Here is a 17,667-nt window from a genome sequence, read left to right as displayed (position 1 = left end):
AAAGTTGTATTGAGCAGGTCCATGACGACTCGCTCGAGCATCTTCACTGCGGCCGTGGGATGGGCAGTCCTCGTCGTGGGGGGCGGGTGCTCGGAGCTCATCGGCGCTGGCAGCGGCTCCATCTGGGTGGATGGCTCCAGCGCGGGCCCCGAGCGCATCATGTTCCAGGGCCTGGGCGGCTCGCTGGTGATGAACAACATCATCCTCGGAGCCCGGACGGGGACGCGCTTCAACGTCACCTTCTCCAACAACATCGTCGCGGGCGCGCCGACGACGCACGCGGGCAATGGCAACAACACGGCGTGCCTGGACCTGCTCGCGAGGGCGAACCTGGTGTCCACGCAGCTGTCTGCGGCGGGCTTCAGGGACGCGGCGGCGAAGGACTTCCACCTGCTGGCCTCCTCGGCCGCGGTGGACAAGGGCGTGACGCTCACCGGCGTGGTGGACTTCGACTACGACGGCGCCCAGCGCCTGCCTCCCTATGACTACGGCGCGTACGTGGCGGCCGCGGGGATTCCGCTCGTCACGCCGCAGCCCCAGGTGGAGCGCTGATGTTTCGGGTGGGAGCGTTGGTGCTGGGGCTGCTCGCGGTGGGGACCGCTCAGGCGACGGATGCGGGCCCCGCGCGTGCCTCGCTCCAGTCCGTCGTGGACTCGCTGGCGGCGGAGGCGGCGAGCCTGTCGCCGGGCTCGGACATCGCGTTGGCGGTGCGGGACTCGAGGACGGGGGAGTACGCCGGGTTCTCGGACACGGTGCCGCACATCTCCGCGAGCTCGGCCAAGGTGTTCTGGGTGGCCGCGGCGCTGAAGAAGGCCGAGGAGAAGAAGGTGGCCCCGCTGGCGGAGAAGGTCTTCCGCACCTCGGACAACGAGGCCTCGGGCGCGGTCATCGACCTGGTGGGTGGGCCGGACGCCATCAACGACTATCTGCGCTCGCTCGAGGTGAAGAACACCGCGCTGACGAAGTGGAACTACGGCAAGCCGCGCTGGGCCACCAACTCCCCGAAGGTGATGGGGAACGACAACTACCTCTGCGCGGCGGACGCGGTGGCCTTCCTCCATCGCCTGGCGGCGGGCGAGCTGCTGAAGCCCCGGCCGACGTCGCGCCTGTTGAAGTGGATGGAGCTGACGCCTCGCGAGGGCTGCGGTGGGTGGCTGGGCACGCGCCTGCCGGCGAAGGCCCGCGCGAGCTTGCGGCACAAGGCGGGGTGGCTGCCTCCGGGGTGCTGCTCGGACGACGCGCGCTACAACGTGCTCAACGAGGTGGGCGTGGTGCGGCTGCCGGACGGCGGGCACTACACCGTGGCCATCCTGGTGGCGCGCGGGCCGGACTGGCCACGTCAGGCGTTCTTCGTCGAGCGCGCGTCATGTGTGCTCTACCGCACGCTGTCGGGGGAGGCATCGCTCGACTGCGGGGAGGCGCTGGCGAAGCAGGGCGGCCCCGCGCCGGTGGTCATCGAGGACGGGGGGACACCTCCCGACTACGACTGCTGACGACGGCGCGCCCCTGGGGCGTCGAGCCACGGTAGATTGCGGCTTGGACCCTCGCGGGAGGACGTCATGGGCTTCGGGTGCTGCCACTACCAGGAGGTGGGGGAGGGATGTGACTCCGCCTTCACCATGGAGTCCTCGCGCGTCACCTTCGGACGGGGCTGCCTGTCGGAGGTGGGGGACAGGGCGAGGGCGCTCGGGATGCGGCGCGTGGCGCTCTTCACCGACGCGGGGGTGGCCAGGCTGCCCATCTTCGGCACCGTGGTGGAGTCGCTGCGCGCGGCGGGGCTGGAGATTGGCGTCTTCAAGGACGTGAGCATCGAGCCCACGGACCAGTCCTTCCTGGAGGCGATCCGCTTCGCCGCGGACCTGCGTCCGGATGGCTATGTCTCCCTGGGCGGTGGCTCCGTCATCGACACGTGCAAGGCGGCGAACCTCTTCGCCACCTGGCCGTCCGACTTCCTGACGTATGTGAATGCGCCGGTGGGCGAGGGCCGGCCGGTGCCCGGGCCGCTCAAGCCCCACATCGCGTGTCCCACCACGTCCGGCACGGGCAGCGAGGTGACGGGCATCACCATCTTCGATTTGCGCTCGCTGGGCGCGAAGACGGGCATCGCGTCGAATGCGCTGCGGCCCACCGAGGCGCTGGTGGACCCGGACTGCACCGCCACGCTGCCGGGCGAGGTCGTGGCGGCCAGTGGACTGGATGTCCTGTCCCACGCGCTGGAGAGCTATACGGCCCGGGCCTATGTGCGCCGGCCCGCGCCCGCGCGTCCGACGCTGCGGCCGATGAGTCAGGGGGCGAATCCCTGGAGTGATCTGGGCTGCCGTGAGGCGCTGCGGTTGATGGGGCTGTATCTGGAGCGGGGTGTGGCGGACGCGACGGACCACGAGGCTCGAGAGCAGTTGATGTGGGCGGCGACGCTGGCGGGCATCGCGTTCGGCAACGCGGGCGTGCATGCGCCGCACGGCATGGCGTACGCGGTGGCGGGGCTGGTGCGGGACTTCCGTCCCTCGGGTTATCCCCAGGAGGAGCCGCTGGTGCCACACGGCATGGCGGTCATCCTCAACGCGCCGGCGGTGTTCCGCTACACGGCGGCCGAGAGCCCGGAGCGTCATCTGGAGGCGGCCACGTGGCTGGGCGCGGACGCGCGGGGCGCGGGGCCTGGGGACGCGGGCGAGGTGCTGGCGGACAAGCTCATCCGCATCATGCGCGCGGTGGGGATGCCGAACGGGCTTCGAGGGGTGGGGTACACGCAGGAGGACGTATCGGCGCTCGCATCGGGGGCGCTGCCCCAGCAGCGCCTGCTCCAGAACGCGCCCCGAGAGATGACGCGGCCGGTGCTGGAAGGGCTCTTCCAGCAGGCCCTGGGATACTGGTCGCCGTGATGCGAGGGATTGTGCCGTGAGTGACGTCGAGACCGCCGAGCGCTACACCTACTTCCTGCCCATCACCACGCGGTGGATGGACAATGACGTCTACGGTCACATCAACAACGTCACGTACTACAGCTACTTCGACACCGTGGCGAACCACTTCCTCATCCACGAGGGAGGGCTGGACATCCACACGAGCCCCATCATCGGGTTGGTGGTGGAGTCGAAGTGCCAGTACCGCGCGCCGCTCGCGTATCCGGACCGCCTCCGGGCGGGGCTGCGGGTGGACAAGCTGGGCACGCGCTCGGTGACGTATGGGATTGGCATCTTCAAGGAGGGCGAGGCGGAGGCCGCGGCCCACGGCCACTTCGTCCATGTGTTCGTGGACCGACAGACGCGCAAGTCCACGGCGATTCCCGAGCGATTGAGAGAAGCGCTTTCGCGGTTGGTAGCGCCCGCCTAGGGAGGTGTCATGGCGTCCCTGTCCCTGTCAGGTCCCCCTCTCGTGCTCATCCTGCCGCTCGCGGCGCTGTGGTTCGCGTTCGTGATGTGGGGCTTGTCGTGGATGAGTGGCTGGCGTGGGCTGGCGCGGGACTTCGCGACGGACACCGAGGACCCGCCCGAGTCGATGCGGTGGTTGCGCTCGGCCCGGTTGGGGTGGACCTCGTATAACAATTGTCTCCGGATGGGAGGCGACGCGCGAGGGCTCTACCTGTGTCCCATCCTGCCGCTGCGGCTCTCCCATTCCCCGCTGCGCATCCCCTGGTCGGAGATTCGTGCGTGGGAGCGCAAGAAGTTCCTGTTCCGGTGGACCGACACGCTCCTCCTCGGCCCGACGCACCTTCGGCTGACCGTTCCCTCGTCCGCGATGGAGTCGCTCACTGCCTACCTGGAGGACGGCCGCGATGGACGCGTTCAGACTCGTCTTCGATGAGCAGCGGGAGCTGGTGGGGGAGGTGCCCCCGGTGTCGTGCGGGCTGTGCGCCGCGCCGGCGAAGGGGCGGCTGCTCGAGGAGGGCGCGCTGGCGGGGAGCTTCGGGTGGGAGTGTGGCTGTGGCGCGCTGGGGATTCATGCGCCGCTGTATGACCTGGATGAGCTGTACGACGAGCTGCTGGCCGCGTGGGGGTTGGGGGTGGACTCTCCGGAGGCGGAGCCGCTGACGCCGGTGGGCGCCTCGGGGTTCCTCTTCGCGACGTATGTCGATGGGCCGAAGCTGCTCCAGCAGCTCTTCAATCGGGCCAGGGCGGAGGGGGCACAGGTGGCGGCCACCGAGGTGCAGGTCGTCATCGAGACCCCCGGCTCCGCGGGGTTGGAGCTGACCTGGGATGTGCTCTGGGCGCGTGCTCCGCGCCGGGGCGAGTGAGGAGGGATTCAGATGCTGGAGTCACGAGACATGCTCCTGCTGGCGACGGGGGCCTTACCGGGCTGGCTGTTTCCTCCGTTGTTCGTGCTGGGCCTCGTGGGCATCTCGTTCTTCGCGTCGGTCAAGGGCGGCTGGTCCGGGCTCGCGAAGCGCTACCGGACGAGCGCGCCCCGGCCGGACCTGTTCATGAAGATGTCGACCGGGCGGATGGGCTGGACGCACTACAACCGCTGCCTGACGGTGGGCGCGAGTGAAGCGGGGCTCTATCTCGCGATGATGCCCAGCTTCACACCGTTCCATCCGCCGCTGCTCATCCCCTGGTCTGAAATCAAGGAGCGGCGGCGTGAGACCTCCCAGTTCCAGCGCGTCGAGACGCTCGTCATCGGGCCCGACCGGACCGTGGTCCGAATCGAGGCCCTGGTGATGGATGGACTCGGCCGATACCTGCCGCCCCAGCGTTCAATGACATGAACCCTTGAGGGCGCAGGCGTGGGTTGCTATTCCCCGCTTTGCCTGCCGATGCGCTGGCGGCCAAGAGTGGGGGCCTCATGAGAGCTGTAGGAATTGCCGCGCTGTTGTTATTGGCGAGTGGGTGTGCGTCGACGCGCGTTGTCCATCTCAGGACGGGACAGGGCGAAGTCATTACGTACGAACCCATCGAGTCAGCCCCTGTCGAGGTTGACGAGGACGCATTCAAACGCACGGTGACTCGGCTCGTCCTCGATATGCAACTGGACGTTGCCTTCCGAGAAGATGAACAGGACGACCACCGTGCTTTGTTGGCGTCCTCGACAGGGCTTGTCGATGGCATACGGCCGCGGCCTTCTTCCTATGAGCGAATTTGTCAGCGGCAGGAGGAGCCATTGACCTGCATGAGCATGCTCGCCGGTGGATTGACGCTCGGTGCCATGGAGCGGAGGATGATGGCGCTCTACTTCGCCCTCGACACGGTGTGGGAGGGCGTTGAAGAGGCGATTCGCGGAATGGTGAACGCCGCTGCTCTGCGCGCCATGGTCACGACGATGATCGGGACAGCCCTCGTGATGCTGGTTGCCCCCGAACCAGTGACAAAGCTGGTGGCGGTAGCCCTCACCGCATCCCTGATCGCCTATCTGGGGACTGGGCCTGTCTGGAACCTGGGGCAAGGGTTCCTGCGGCTCATGGATGAGTCTCGCGACGCGGTGACCGTCCAGGAACTCATGCGGGTTGGACATCGCTTCGGGAAATTGCTGGGAGACAATGTCGCCCGCGTCCTGGTGGTCGTTGCTCTCTCCGCGCTCGGTGGCAAGAGCGCCATGGCCTCTCAGGGACCCAGGATGCCGGGCTTCGCACACGCGGCAACTCGGGCACAGATGGAGGGGGGATTCCAGCTCGCGGGCGCCATGGCGGGCGAGGTCCAGGCCATCTCCATCACGTCGGCTGGGGTGTTGAGCGTGACGCTGGCGCCAACAGCGGTCGCAGCGGCCGCAACAGGGGCAGGAGCTGCGACGGGGACTGTTGGAGGCATCCGGGGAGACCCGGAGGGAAACGTGCATCACATCTGCACGGACAAGAACACGGTCTCGGATGCGAGCGGTGGGCCCTGGACGCCGCAGTTCGAACGAATATTCGCGCGAGCAGGGATGAAACTGAGCGACCCCGAGAATCTCGTTCGTATCAAGGGGCATCAGGGGCCCCATCCTCGTGAGTACCACGAAGAGGTTTTCAGGATGCTGGAGTTCGCAACACAAGGTTGTGGTAGGCCTGCTCAATGCCGGGTCGCGTTGAGTGAGGCGCTTGCCAGGATTGCCCGAGACCTCGTACGGGACGGGTCGAGGCTCCGAAGGCTCATTGCGAAAGGCGTGGAGGACTAGGTCGTGGAGCGACGATTCTTCAACCTGTCTGTCGACGTCTATGTGAAGGGGCGTTGGTATCTCTCGGATCCGACCGATGCAGAGGGGACGGAGATCGACGATATCTGGCTCTTCCGGAAAGGGGCGCGGGTCGAAGTCAATGAGCGGCTACGAGTCCCCCTCCACCGGCCCGGAATCCCCCTGGATATCGAATTCGCGGGGGCGGGGGGGACACCCGTCGTCAGTGAACGGGTGGCGTCTGTCTTTCGCGAATGGGCTCCTGCGGATGTTCAGCTCTTCCCCGTGGCAGTCGAGGGCGCGTCGGGTCCCTTCTTCGTGCTCAATGTGGCGCGGACGATTCGCTGTATCGATGATGCTGCCAGCGAAGAAGTTCAATACCGCACCGCTGAGGAGTTTGCCGACCGGATTGGCGAATACTGGTCCGTTGCCGGCATGCGGATCCACAAGTCGCAGGTGGGGAACGCGCGTGTGTTCCGAACGTGGGGCTGGGGGCCCGCGCTCATTGTCGACGAGGACGTCAAAGACGCCCTGGAGGCAACCGGCATCTTGGGGGGGAAGTTCGAGGAAGTCTGAGTCACTGGGCCTGCCCCAGTCGCTAAACCAACGATCGCGATTCTCGAACGACCTCAGACGACACGCCTGAGGTCGGTGCGGCGCAGGGATGGACTGGCGGAGCGCTGGCGGTTAGGAGCGGCGAGGCACGTCTTCTTGCTGGAGTGGACCGAGGCGTTGTCGAGGGCGAGGTGGATGCGGCGAGCCCGCCGGTGGACATTCGACAGGCGCCAGAGCAGTTGGATGGCTCGTCCGTTTCCTGCCCTCTTGTCTCGCAGGGCATGGCGTCCGCCCTCTCGATACCTCCGCACCGCCGCCACCACCGTCGAGGTCGCGCACTCCAGCCACCGAGCCGCAGCGCGACACGAGGCGCCTCGTCCCACCGCGGCGACCGCCTCGCAGCTCCGATAGGTGAGCAGGCAGCCACTCTTGGCTGCCCACCGAAGCAGCGCCCGGCGCTGCTTCCTCTTCATCCACTGCCTACCTTTACCCTCGGGCAGGGCCTTCTCGCTCTCAGGTCTTCTGCGCACACAGAGCCGAACGAGAGGTGCCCCTGCTCTCTCTTCCCGCTCGCTACACGCCCGCCTACTCTCCAACCTGATCGAGAATCACGAACCTCGGTTTAGGAGGCGGAGGTGTCCCGCGCCGCGTGCACGGGCGGCCTGCGCACGGACCAGGGGCGGGCGTGCTCCAACTGGCCCGCGAGCCGGAACAGGGTGGCCTCCTCCACGAAGCGGCCGACGAACTGCACGCCGATGGGCAGACCCTGCGCGTTCCAGTGCAGGGGCACGGACATGGCCGGCTGCCCCGTCACGTTGAAGAGCGGCGTGAAGGGAATCAGCGTGAAGACGTGCCGGTACCACTCGCCCGCGCCCATGGGCTTGTTCGAGTCCAGCACGCCGAGCGGGTAGGGCGGCACGGCCACGGTGGGCGTCAGCAGCGCGTCGTGGTCCACGAAGAACGCGCCCACCGCGCGGCTCACCTGGTTGAAGACCGCGAACGCCGCCTGCAGGTCCAGCGCGCGCAGACGCCGTCCGTGCTCCACGGCGGCCCACGTCGTGGCCTCCAGCGTGTCCGGCCCCAGCGTGCGCCCCAGCGCCCCGCCGAGCATCTCCGCGAGCGCCGCGTTGCTCGCGCACCACACCGACACCATGGCCTCCACCAGGACCGCGTCGTCATAGACGGGCGCGGCCTCCACGATGTCGTGCCCCAGCGACGCGCACAGCTTCGCCGCGTCCTCCACCGCCGCCACGTTGTCCGGGTGCACCGGCACGCCCGACGCCGCCTTGCGTGAAATCGCGATGCGCAGCTTCCCCGGCTCCCGACGCACCTCCTCCAGGAACGGCCGCTCCGGCGGCGGCGCGTAGTACGGGTCACCCGGCGCCGCGCCCTGCGTGGCATCCAGCATCGCCGCGCTGTCGCGCACCGAGCGGGTAATGACATGCTCGATGCCCAGGCCGTTGACCGCGTCGCCCCCGTCCGGACCCACCGAGACGCGCCCGCGCGTGGGCTTCATGCCGAACACACCGCACAGCGAGGCCGGGATGCGCAGCGAGCCGCCGCCATCGTTGCCGTGCGCCACCGGGACGATGCCCGACGCCACCGCCGCCGCCGAGCCGCCGCTCGAGCCACCCGGGCTGCGCGACAGGTCCCACGGGTTGCGCGTGGGGCCGTACGTCACCGGCTCCGTGGTCGCGTTGTTGCCGAACTCCGGCGTGTTCGTCCGCCCCATCAGCACCATGCCCGAGCGGCGATAGCGCTCCATCAACACCGTGTCATGCGGGAGCACCAGGCCACGCGCCAGCCGGCTGCCCAGCTCCGTGGGGATTCCCGCGGCGTGCACCACCAGGTCCTTGATGAGGAAGGGCACCCCACGGAAGGGCCCATCGGCCACCCCCCGCTTCAAGGCCTCGCGTGCGTCGGCTTCCCGGACGTCGATGACCGCGTTCAGCTTCGGATTGACGCGGGCGATGGCCTCCAGCGCCGCGCGCAGCAGCTCGTCGGGGCTGACTTCCTTCTGACGCACCAGCTCCGCCAGCCCCAGCGCGTCGTATCGCGTGTAGTCGTCCAGGTGCATGAGTCCTCGTGGCGCACCGGCCGACGGGACGCGGCCCAGGTGCGGCGCGAGAGGATACCGCTACACCTCTCGCCGCTGCTCGCGCGCGCCGCGCCGGGTCGCCACCGCACCACCACGCGAAGCCGATGACGCAAGGCGGCGACAACTGTCACCGAATGTTTCAAGCAGCACGGACGCGGCTCGAAATGCGCGTTGAGCGAGGAGTATCCTCACCACCGCGGCCGCGGAGCCATCCGCCCGCATCCCGAGAAGGAATCCCCCGCTTATGTTCATGTCCCCGCGTCATCGACGCCAGGGTGTCCTGGCCCTTCTTCCCTTGAGCCTGTGTCTGGGGCTCGCCTGCGGTCCCGTGCAGGAGGAGGCGCCGTCCGAAGCGCCCGCGACCGAGTCCGAATCCCAGCCGCTGACGGCCCCGGGCTTCGCGGAGCTGCACCACCACATGTTCGCGGAGGAGGCCTTCGGCGGTGGCTGGTTCCACGGCAGCCACACCGGCTCGCTGACGAGCTGTGACGGCGGCCTTCCGGAGAGCGACCACGCCCGCGTGCGCATGGACTTGAGCAACCTGCTCAACCTGTGCCCGAACTCGGGAGGCATCAACCTGGGCGGCAACCCGCTGCTCGCGGCGCTCTTCGGCCTGGGCGGCGCGGTGGGCTCGGAGTTCATCGGCAAGATTGAGGGCACCGAGGGCGACACCGGCATCCACCTGGGCCGCATGTCCGTCAACACCCAGTGGCCGCGCTGGGACACCATCGCCCATCAGCAGTCGTGGGAGGGGTGGCTGCGGCAGGCGCACCAGGGCGGCATGTCGCTGGTGATGGTGTCGCTGGTCAGCAACGAGTTCCTCTGCAAGGTGTTGCCGTACCAGAACATCTCGCGGCCGTGCGACGAGATGGTGGACGTGGAGCTCCAACTCCAGATGGCGCGTGACTTCGACGCGCGCAACGACTGGGTGGAGATCGCCCTGACGCCCTCGCACGCGCGCAACATCATCGCCTCCGGCAAGCTCGCCATGGTGCTCTCCATCGAGACGAGCAAGCTGTTCGGCACCAAGGACTGGCGCACGGAGCTGGACCGCTTCTATTCGTTGGGTGTGCGCTCGCTCCAGCCGGTGCACCAGCTGGACAACCGCTTCGGCGGCGCGGCGCTGCACAACGCCATCTTCCAGGCCGCGCAGTTCCTGGAGACGTGCCACGTGGACACCGACTGCGGCGTGACGACCGACACGATGACGCTCGGCTTCGACGTGTACCGCGACGCGGCGGGCAACTGCCGCAACACCAAGGGCCTCACCGCGGACGGCAAGGCGCTGGTGCAGGCGATGATGAGCCGCGGGATGCTCATCGACGTGGCGCACCTGTCGGAGAAGGGCCTGCAGGACGCCTTCGCCCTGGCGCAGGCGAACACGTACTACCCGCTGGTCATCTCCCACGGCCACTTCCGCGAGGTGATGAACCCGAAGCTGGCGGACGACGAGAAGACCACGCCCGCGTGGGTGGTGCGCTACCTGCGCCAGACGGGCGGCATCTTCGGCCTGCGCACGGCGCATGACGAGACGCGCACGTACTCGCGCTCGGGCGTGGCCAACAACTGCCACGGCTCCACGCGCTCCTTGGCGCAGGCGGTCGAGTTCGGCCGCCAGGGCCTCAAGGTGCCCATGGCCTTCGGCGCGGACCTGAACGGCTTCATCCAGCAGACCCGTCCGCGCTTCGGCAACAACGGCGCGTGCTCGGCCACGTTCCAGGCGGAGGCGGACGCGCACCTGCGGCAGCAGAACGTCGCCGGCCCCACGCGCCTGGGCACGGGCTTCGACGAGTACGGCCTCGCGCACGTGGGCTACCTGCCGGACCTGCTCAAGGATTTGGGCCGCGTGGGCGCGAACACCGCGGGCCTGTCGGGCTCGGCGGAGACGTTCCTGAAGACGTGGGAGCGCGCCGTGAACCCGCGCACGGGCATGGCGGACGCGGCGGCGGACATCGACACCAGCGGCGTGGCCACCTACGTGGACAAGGCCACCCGCGAGACGCAGTACCCGCTCTTGTGCGGCGTGCGCTATGCGCCGGACTCCAAGGCCGTGGGCGAGTCCTGCCGCTTCAAGGAGGAGTGCATCAGCGACGCGTGCACCGCGTCCGGCTGCAACAGCTCCGGCACCTGCATCTGCGACGAGGAGGCCGACTGCGCGTCGACGCAGTACTGTGGTTGGGGTCTCAACAGCGGCAAGTGCCAGCCGAAGAAGGCCCGAGGGGCCACCTGCCTGTACGGGAAGGAGTGCTTGTCGGGTAGCTGCCGCTGGACGCTGACCTGCGGCTGAGCCGGGGGGCCGGGGTGCGCATCGCCGTTGCGCGGCGCACCCCGGGGGCGTAGGGAGTTCCCATCCCCTATGTCCGCCACCGTCCAACTGCTCGAAGCCGTCCGGAAGGAAGCCCGCCCCGGTATCTGGTCCAACGGAGTGAACCTCTCCCGCGCCGGGGCGGTGGTCCTCCAGTCGAAGACGGAGAGCGAGCTGGAGCTGAGGGTGCGCTCGTCGGGGCGCCCGGTTCCCTTCACGGTGACGCTCTATCCGGCCGACGAGGCCTGGGAGTGTGACTGCCCCAGCCGCGTGGACCCGTGCGAGCACGTGGTGGCCGCGGCCCTGTCGCTCCAGCAGGCGGAGAAGACGGACGCGCCCATGGAGACGGCGGCCACCCGCTGGTCGCGCGTGGTGTACCACTTCGCGCGCACGGGCGACGGCCTCCAGCTCAAGCGCACGCTGGCCCACGCGGACGGACGCGAGGAGGCGCTCGACGGCAGCCTCGCCTCGTACATGGCGAAGCCGGCGCAGGCCGCGCAGCTCCAGGTGGAGCAGGCCGACCTGCTGGCCGACCGCATCCTCGAGCAGCGCCGCACGCGCGGCGCCCTGGCCCCCGAGACGCTGGAGGCGCTGCTCAAGGTCCTGGTGCAGGCGCGCAACGTGCTGCTCGATGGCCGCCCCGTGGCCATCCCCGACGAGGTCGTCGTGCCCCGGGCGCTGGTGGAGGAGCGTGGCGGGCAGCTGGTGGTGACGGTGGCGAGGGACTCCCGCGTGACGGAGGTGGTGAGCCCCGGCGTCGCGCTGGTGGGGGACGCGCTGGCGCGGCTGGGCGAGACGGGCATGACGGGCCCGTGGCTCAACAACCTGCCCATCGTCCGCACCTACGGCGCGGAGCAGCTCGGCGAGCTGACCTCCAAGGTGCTGCCGGAGCTGGGGCGTCGCATGCCCGTGGACGTGCGCACGAAGCGGGTGCCGTCCATCGACCGCGAGCTCAAGCCGCGCATCCTGCTGGAGCTGCACCAGTTGGAGTCCGGGCTGTCGGTGCTGCCGACGCTGGTCTACGGCGCGCCGCCGGCGGTGCGCATCGACAACGGCCGCATGGTGTACCTGCGCGGCGCGGTGCCGCTGCGCGACGAGGCCGTGGAGCAGCGCCTGGTGCACGAGCTGCGCGAGGAGCTGAACCTGGTGCCGGGCCGTCGGGTGACGGTGCAGGGGCCGGAGATGGTGCGCTGGGCGGACAAGCTGCGGCGGTGGGGCGGGGACCTCGCCGGTGACGGCGCGTCGGTGGTGAGCCCGGACGTGCGGCTCAAGCCCTCGTTGTCCGTGGAGGGTGCCACCAACGCGCTCGGCGTGCCGGAGGTGCGCTTCACGCTCGACTTCCAGGTGGAGGGGGGCAAGGGCGGCGAGACGCGCTCGGTGGACGCGGCCGCGGTGGTGCGCGCGTGGCAGGAGGGGCTGGGCCTGGTGCCGCTGGTGGGCGGGGGCTGGGCGCCCTTGCCTCGCGCCTGGCTGGAGAAGAACGGCCAGCGCGTGGCGGACCTCCTGGCCGCGCGTCAGTCGGATGGCCGCGTGTCCAACCACGCGCTGCCGCAGCTGTCGCAGCTGTGCGAGACGCTGGAGCAGCCGCCTCCGCCGGGCCTGGACAAGCTGGCGCCGCTCGTCGAGGGCTTCGAGAAGCTGCCGCCGCCGGTGTTGCCGGAGGAGCTCAACGCGTCGCTGCGCCACTACCAGCAGACGGGCGTGAGCTGGCTGGGCTTCCTCAAGAGCGCGGGTCTGGGCGGCATCCTCGCGGACGACATGGGCCTGGGAAAGACGCTCCAGACCATCTGCGTCCTGGGAAAGGGCTCGCTCGTGGTGTGCCCCACCAGCGTGCTGCCCAACTGGGCGGCGGAGCTCAAGCGCTTCCGTCCCTCGCTGAAGGTCTGCGTCTACCACGGCCCCGGCCGCGCGCTGGACGCGGCGGCGGACGTGACGCTCACCACGTATTCCATCCTGCGCCTGGACGCGGCGGTGCTGGGCGCGCAGGACTGGGCCATGGTGGTGCTGGACGAGGCGCAGGCCATCAAGAACCCGGAGAGCCAGGTGGCGCGCGCCGCCTTCGGCATCAAGTCCGGCTTCCGGCTGGCGCTCAGCGGCACGCCGCTGGAGAACCGCCTGGACGAGCTGTGGAGCCTGATGCACTTCACCAACCCGGGCCTGCTCGGAGGACGGCGGCAGTTCGAGGAGAAGCTCGCGCGCCCCATCTCCGAGGGCAACGCGGGCGCCGCGAGCGAGCTGCGCCGCCGCATCCGTCCCTTCGTGCTGCGCCGCCTCAAGCGCGACGTGGCGCCGGAGCTGCCGCCGCGCATCGAGTCGGTGATGCACGTGTCGCTGGATGAGCGCGAGCGCTCCATCTACGACGCGGTGATGGCGGCCACGCGCGCGGAGGTGGTGGCCCTGCTCAACGAGGGCGGCAGCGTGCTCAAGGCGCTGGAGGCGCTCCTGCGCCTGCGTCAGGCCGCGTGCCACCCGGCGCTGGTGCCCGGGCAGAAGGCCACCTCGTCGTCGAAGGTGGACACGCTCGTGGAGGCGCTCGACACGGCGGTGTCGGAGGGCCACAAGGCGCTGGTGTTCTCGCAGTGGACGTCGCTGCTGGACCTCATCGAGCCGGCGCTCAAGCGCGCGGGCATCGGCTTCGACCGGCTGGACGGCAGCACGGCGAACCGGGGCGAGGTGACGGCGCGCTTCCAGGCGGACGACGGCCCGCCGGTGCTCCTGATGTCGCTGAAGGCGGGCGGCACGGGCTTGAACCTGACGGCGGCCGACCACGTGTTCCTGGTGGACCCGTGGTGGAACCCGGCCGCGGAGGCGCAGGCGGCGGACCGCGCGCATCGCATCGGCCAGGAGCGGCCCGTGAACGTCTACCGGCTGGTGTCGCAGGGCACCGTCGAGGAGCGCATCCTCGGGCTGCAGGACAAGAAGCGCGCGCTGATGGAGGCCGCGCTGAGCGAGGCCGGCGGCGCGGCGGCCATCACCCGTGAAGACCTGCTGGAGCTGTTCTCGTGAAGCGGTTGCTCGGACTCACCCTGGGGTTCTTCCTGATGCTGTCCATGGATGCCGAAGCCAAGAAGCAGGACGCGGCCACCACGCTGCGCACCATCCTCGAGCGCGACTGGCAATACCAACTGGAGCGCAGCCCGACGTACGCGTCCGTCGCCGGAGACCGGCGCTGGAACACGCGCTGGGATGACCTGAGCCTCACCGCGCTCCAGGCGGACAACACGCACTCGCGCCAGGTGCTCGAGCAGCTGAAGAAGGTGGACCGCGCGAAGCTGTCCGAGGAGGACCAGCTCAACCTGGACCTGTTCCGCAAGGAGCACGAGACGTGGCTGGAGGAGTTCCGCTTCGGCTGGCACCTGCTGCCCGTCAACCAGGTGGGCGGCATCCCCGAGGGCATCCGCCAGCCTCCGGGCGTGCAGACGGCCTACCAGCTCGCGGACACGCTGCGCTTCGACACGGTGAAGGACTACGAGGACTGGGTGGCCCGGCTGGAGGGCTTTCGGACCTACGTGGAGCAGGTGACGGCGCTGATGCGCGAGGGGGTGCGCCAGAAGAAGGTGCACCCGCGCGTCATCCTCCAGCGCGTGCCGCCGCAGATCGAGCGGCAACTGGTGGAGGACCCGACGAAGAGCGGCTTCTACACGCCCTTCCTGCGCTTCCCCGCGAAGCTGTCCGCCCAGGACCAGCAGCGTCTGGCGGCGGCGGGGCAGAAGGCGGTGCGCGAGGGCGTGGTGCCCGCGCTGCGTGCCTTCCACCGCTTCCTGGTCGAGGAGTACCTGCCCGGAGCGCCCGAGGCGGTGGGCATCTGGCAGTTCCCCGACGGCGAGGCCGCGTACGGCTTCTTCGCGCGCCGGTTCACCACCACGTCGCTGACGCCCGAGGAGATCCACGCGCTCGGGTTGTCGGAGGTGAAGCGCATCCGGGCGGAGATGGACGCCATCATGAAGCGCACGGGCTTCAAGGGCACGCTGCCGGAGTTCTTCCAGTTCCTGCGCACGGACCCGCGCTTCTACTCGCGCACCGGTGACGATTTGTTGATGCGCTACCGGAGCCTGGCCAAGCAGATCGACCCGCTGCTGGTGCGGCTGTTCAAGACGCTGCCCCGTCAGCCGTACGCGGTGGAGCCGACGCCGGAGGCCATGGCGCCGGACGTGACGACGGGCTTCTATTACGCGGGCTCCTCGGACGGCTCGCGCCCTGGCACGTACCTGGTGAACCTGTACCGTCCGGAGACGCGGCCGCACTGGGAGATGGTGCCCCTCACGCTGCACGAGGCCGTGCCCGGGCATCACCTGCAGACGTCCCTGGCCACCGAGCAGACGGCGCTGCCGGACTTCCGTCGCTTCGGCTACTACGTGGCGTACGGCGAGGGCTGGGCGTTGTACTGCGAGACGCTCGGCGACGAGATGGGCCTGTACGAGAACCCGTACGACAAGTTCGGCCAGCTCTCGTACGACATGTGGCGCGCGGTGCGGCTGGTGGTGGACACGGGCATGCACGCGAAGCAGTGGACGCGTCAGCAGGCGCTCGACTACTTCATGGAGAACGCGCCCCGCCAGGCGTTGGACATCACCAACGAGGTGGACCGCTACATCGCCTGGCCGGGACAGGCGCTGGCGTACAAAGTGGGGCAGCTCAAGATTCGCGAGCTGCGCACCCGCGCCGAGGCCTCGCTGGGTGAGCGCTTCGACGTGCGCGAGTTCCACGACGTGGTGCTGCTGAGCGGCTCGCTGCCGCTCGACGTGCTCGAGCGCAAGGTGGACGCGTGGGTGGCCCGCCAGAAGGCCCTCGCGAAGTAGGGGAGCGCGGGCTACTTGCCGCGCCCCACGGTGACGCGCACCAGGTGCTTGATGGCCCGGTGCGCGCGCTGGCCTCCGGCGGACTTGATGAGCCGGTCATTCAGGTCATCCACCAGTCGGTGGCGCAGGGGCGGCTCGGTGGTGAGCAGGGCCTCGTAGCTGGCGCGCAGCTCCTCCTCGCGCCTCGTGGAGCACTCGAGCTCGAACTCCTTCGACGCGAGCAGCTCGCGCACGCCGTGCAGCTCTCCCCTGAGCGCCGTGCCCTCCGCGTCCCGGTGGGCGAGCTGCTGCTCCAGCTCCCTCACCCGCGCCTCACCCGCCTCGCAGCGCGCGAGCAGGGCGTGGTGGCGCGCCTGGAGCTCCTCGAGCGCGGAGCGCGTCGCGTGGGTCTCCTCGGCGCGCAGCTGCTTCTCCTGCCGCAGCTCGGCGCGGACCTCCTCCAGCCACGTCGCCGCGCGCGACACCCAGTTCACGTTGGCCACCGGCTGCGCGAGGCTCGCCTCCAGCCGTGACAGCCACTCGCGCCGGAGCCTCCGCTGCTCCTCGATGTATGCGCCGCCGCGCTCCACCGACGATGGCAGGCCGCCCTCGAGGAAGTCCTTCAGCGACGCCTCCGACTCGGCCAGCCCCGCCTTCTTCTGCCGGTAGTATTCGTTGAAGGCGAACAGGTGGCTGGGCACGCCGGACACCTTGCCCAGCAGCGTCACGTGGTACGAGGACGCGACGAGCGCCTCGCACTCGCGGATGCGCTCCACCGCCTGGGACAGGCGCCCCTGGAAGAGCAGCCCCACCAGGTCCACCACGTCCGCCTGCGGGAAGTGCTCCGTGAAGGCCGTCTTGCGCATGGCCGCGAGGCTGTCCTCCACCACGGGGCGCTCGTCGATATACGCATTGAGCACCACCGGCGCCGCGGCCTCGCCGAAGTGCGCGCGCAGCGCCTGGAGTTGCTCGTTCATCGTCGCGGCGGGAGGCGGCAGCGAGTCCGGGTCCACGCCGGGGTCCGTATACGCGTAGGTGGACAGGTTCATGTGCAGCGCGAAGCGACCGGGCGCCTTCGGCCGGGGCTCCTGACGCGAGGCCTCCTGGGCCGCGCGGTCCAGTTCCTCGAGCGCGTCATCCCCGGACAGGAGCGCCGGGGCGCCATGCTCCACCAACGCCTGGACGGACTCGGGGTCCCGACACCCGAGCAGCAGCGGTTGCCATTGGTGCGCGTGCGCGGCCAGCCGGCTCGCGAACTCGGGACCGACCTGCAGCCCCGACAGCACGTAGTGCCCCGGCAGCCAGGCGTGCAGCAGCGACTCCACGAGCGCCAGCATCCCGTCGCCCCAGCGGCCATTGAAGTAGCCACCGCCATAGACATGCAGCCGGGCCGCGCCCCTCAGGCGCGTGGGCGAGACGGGCTCCAGGCCCAGCTCCCTCGCCTTGGTGGACGCGGTGTCTCCGCTGTCCGCGGAGAAGAAGACGAAGTCCTCCGTCCCGAGCACCACGGGGAGCTGACGCAGGTACTGCGCGTCCTGCACCCGCCCCAGCTCGTGGATGGAGACGACCGCCGACTCCTTGCGCCCCAGGTGCCAGCGCACGGCGCCCTGCAGCATGAGGATGTCCCCGAAGTTCCAGTATCCGTTGAATCCTCCGGCCAGGAGGACCTTGGACATCTCGGGGGCATAGAGCTTCTTCAGGGTGGTGGAAGTCGCGAAGAACGAGAAGCGCATTCCCGTTCCTTAATCACGGACGTGACAATGTCGTCACTCGATACTTGCATGACAAAGAATGACTGTGGCCCGGGCGACGGCGGGTGGGTCTCCGAGTGGCCGCCTGGAGCCCATGCG

The 17,667-nt window shown here is 69.4% G+C and carries 15 protein-coding genes; 12 read left to right on the top strand and 3 right to left on the bottom strand.

Going from position 1 to position 17,667, the window contains the following annotated elements:
• Window positions 1-21 precede the first annotated feature (21 nt).
• The 9 genes from K8625_RS31035 to K8625_RS30995 all read left to right on the top strand — a co-directional run bounded on the left by K8625_RS31035 (window position 22) and on the right by K8625_RS30995 (window position 6,657).
• On the top strand, window positions 22-552 hold the full coding sequence (locus tag K8625_RS31035; RefSeq protein WP_223750154.1) for a choice-of-anchor Q domain-containing protein: 531 nt from the start codon (window positions 22-24) through the stop codon (window positions 550-552).
• A complete protein-coding gene (locus K8625_RS31030) occupies window positions 552-1,493 on the top strand; it encodes a serine hydrolase (protein ID WP_223784740.1) in 942 nt (313 codons plus the stop codon). The genes K8625_RS31035 and K8625_RS31030 overlap by 1 nt, the downstream gene beginning before the upstream one ends.
• Window positions 1,494-1,559: 66 nt before the next feature.
• Window positions 1,560-2,879 carry a hydroxyacid-oxoacid transhydrogenase gene (locus K8625_RS31025; protein WP_223784739.1) on the top strand — a complete coding sequence of 440 codons (1,320 nt, stop codon included), beginning with the start codon at window positions 1,560-1,562 and terminating at the stop codon, window positions 2,877-2,879.
• 16 nt (window positions 2,880-2,895) lie between these two features.
• Window positions 2,896-3,330, top strand: coding sequence for a thioesterase family protein (locus tag K8625_RS31020; protein ID WP_223784738.1), 435 nt, complete (start codon window positions 2,896-2,898; stop codon window positions 3,328-3,330).
• Between the two features lie 9 nt (window positions 3,331-3,339).
• On the top strand, window positions 3,340-3,801 hold the full coding sequence (locus K8625_RS31015) for a hypothetical protein (RefSeq protein WP_223784737.1): 462 nt from the start codon (window positions 3,340-3,342) through the stop codon (window positions 3,799-3,801).
• The gene (locus K8625_RS31010; protein WP_223784736.1) at window positions 3,773-4,231 is read left to right on the top strand and encodes a hypothetical protein; all 459 of its coding nucleotides are present in this window, start codon (window positions 3,773-3,775) and stop codon (window positions 4,229-4,231) included. The genes K8625_RS31015 and K8625_RS31010 overlap by 29 nt, the downstream gene beginning before the upstream one ends.
• Before the next feature lie 12 nt (window positions 4,232-4,243).
• Entirely contained in the window at window positions 4,244-4,702 is a 459-nt protein-coding gene (locus tag K8625_RS31005; protein ID WP_141329756.1) for a hypothetical protein, read from the top strand.
• Between the two features lie 77 nt (window positions 4,703-4,779).
• On the top strand, window positions 4,780-6,084 hold the full coding sequence (locus K8625_RS31000) for an AHH domain-containing protein (RefSeq protein WP_223784735.1): 1,305 nt from the start codon (window positions 4,780-4,782) through the stop codon (window positions 6,082-6,084).
• Window positions 6,085-6,087: 3 nt separating this feature from the next.
• The gene (locus K8625_RS30995; protein ID WP_223784734.1) at window positions 6,088-6,657 is read left to right on the top strand and encodes an imm11 family protein; all 570 of its coding nucleotides are present in this window, start codon (window positions 6,088-6,090) and stop codon (window positions 6,655-6,657) included.
• A 53-nt stretch (window positions 6,658-6,710) separates the two neighbouring features.
• On the opposite strand, the gene K8625_RS30990 is transcribed toward K8625_RS30995, so the two are convergent.
• Both K8625_RS30990 and K8625_RS30985 read right to left on the bottom strand, forming a co-directional pair.
• Entirely contained in the window at window positions 6,711-7,109 is a 399-nt protein-coding gene (locus tag K8625_RS30990; RefSeq protein ID WP_223784733.1) for a helix-turn-helix domain-containing protein, read from the bottom strand.
• 149 nt (window positions 7,110-7,258) lie between these two features.
• Window positions 7,259-8,713, bottom strand: coding sequence for an amidase (locus tag K8625_RS30985; protein ID WP_223784732.1), 1,455 nt, complete (start codon window positions 8,711-8,713; stop codon window positions 7,259-7,261).
• A gap of 271 nt (window positions 8,714-8,984) precedes the next feature.
• Between K8625_RS30985 and K8625_RS30980 the strand changes: the two genes are divergently transcribed.
• The 3 genes from K8625_RS30980 (at window position 8,985) to K8625_RS30970 (ending at window position 15,838) form a co-directional block, all read left to right on the top strand.
• The gene (locus K8625_RS30980; RefSeq protein ID WP_223750209.1) at window positions 8,985-11,021 is read left to right on the top strand and encodes a membrane dipeptidase; all 2,037 of its coding nucleotides are present in this window, start codon (window positions 8,985-8,987) and stop codon (window positions 11,019-11,021) included.
• Between the two features lie 69 nt (window positions 11,022-11,090).
• Window positions 11,091-14,045, top strand: coding sequence for a DEAD/DEAH box helicase (locus tag K8625_RS30975; protein ID WP_223784731.1), 2,955 nt, complete (start codon window positions 11,091-11,093; stop codon window positions 14,043-14,045).
• Between the two features lie 35 nt (window positions 14,046-14,080).
• Window positions 14,081-15,838 (top strand): DUF885 family protein, encoded by a 1,758-nt coding sequence (locus K8625_RS30970; protein WP_223784767.1) that lies wholly within the window; start codon window positions 14,081-14,083, stop codon window positions 15,836-15,838.
• An 11-nt stretch (window positions 15,839-15,849) separates the two neighbouring features.
• Here K8625_RS30970 and K8625_RS30965 read toward each other — a convergent pair whose 3' ends face one another.
• Window positions 15,850-17,550 carry a hypothetical protein gene (locus tag K8625_RS30965; RefSeq protein ID WP_223784730.1) on the bottom strand — a complete coding sequence of 567 codons (1,701 nt, stop codon included), beginning with the start codon at window positions 17,548-17,550 and terminating at the stop codon, window positions 15,850-15,852.
• Window positions 17,551-17,667: the final 117 nt, after the last annotated feature.

Source organism: Myxococcus sp. AS-1-15 (genome assembly GCF_020037055.1).
GTDB lineage: Bacteria > Myxococcota > Myxococcia > Myxococcales > Myxococcaceae > Myxococcus > Myxococcus fulvus.
Note: the sequence above shows the minus strand (reverse complement) of the source record. Positions and strands in the feature narration are given on the sequence as shown.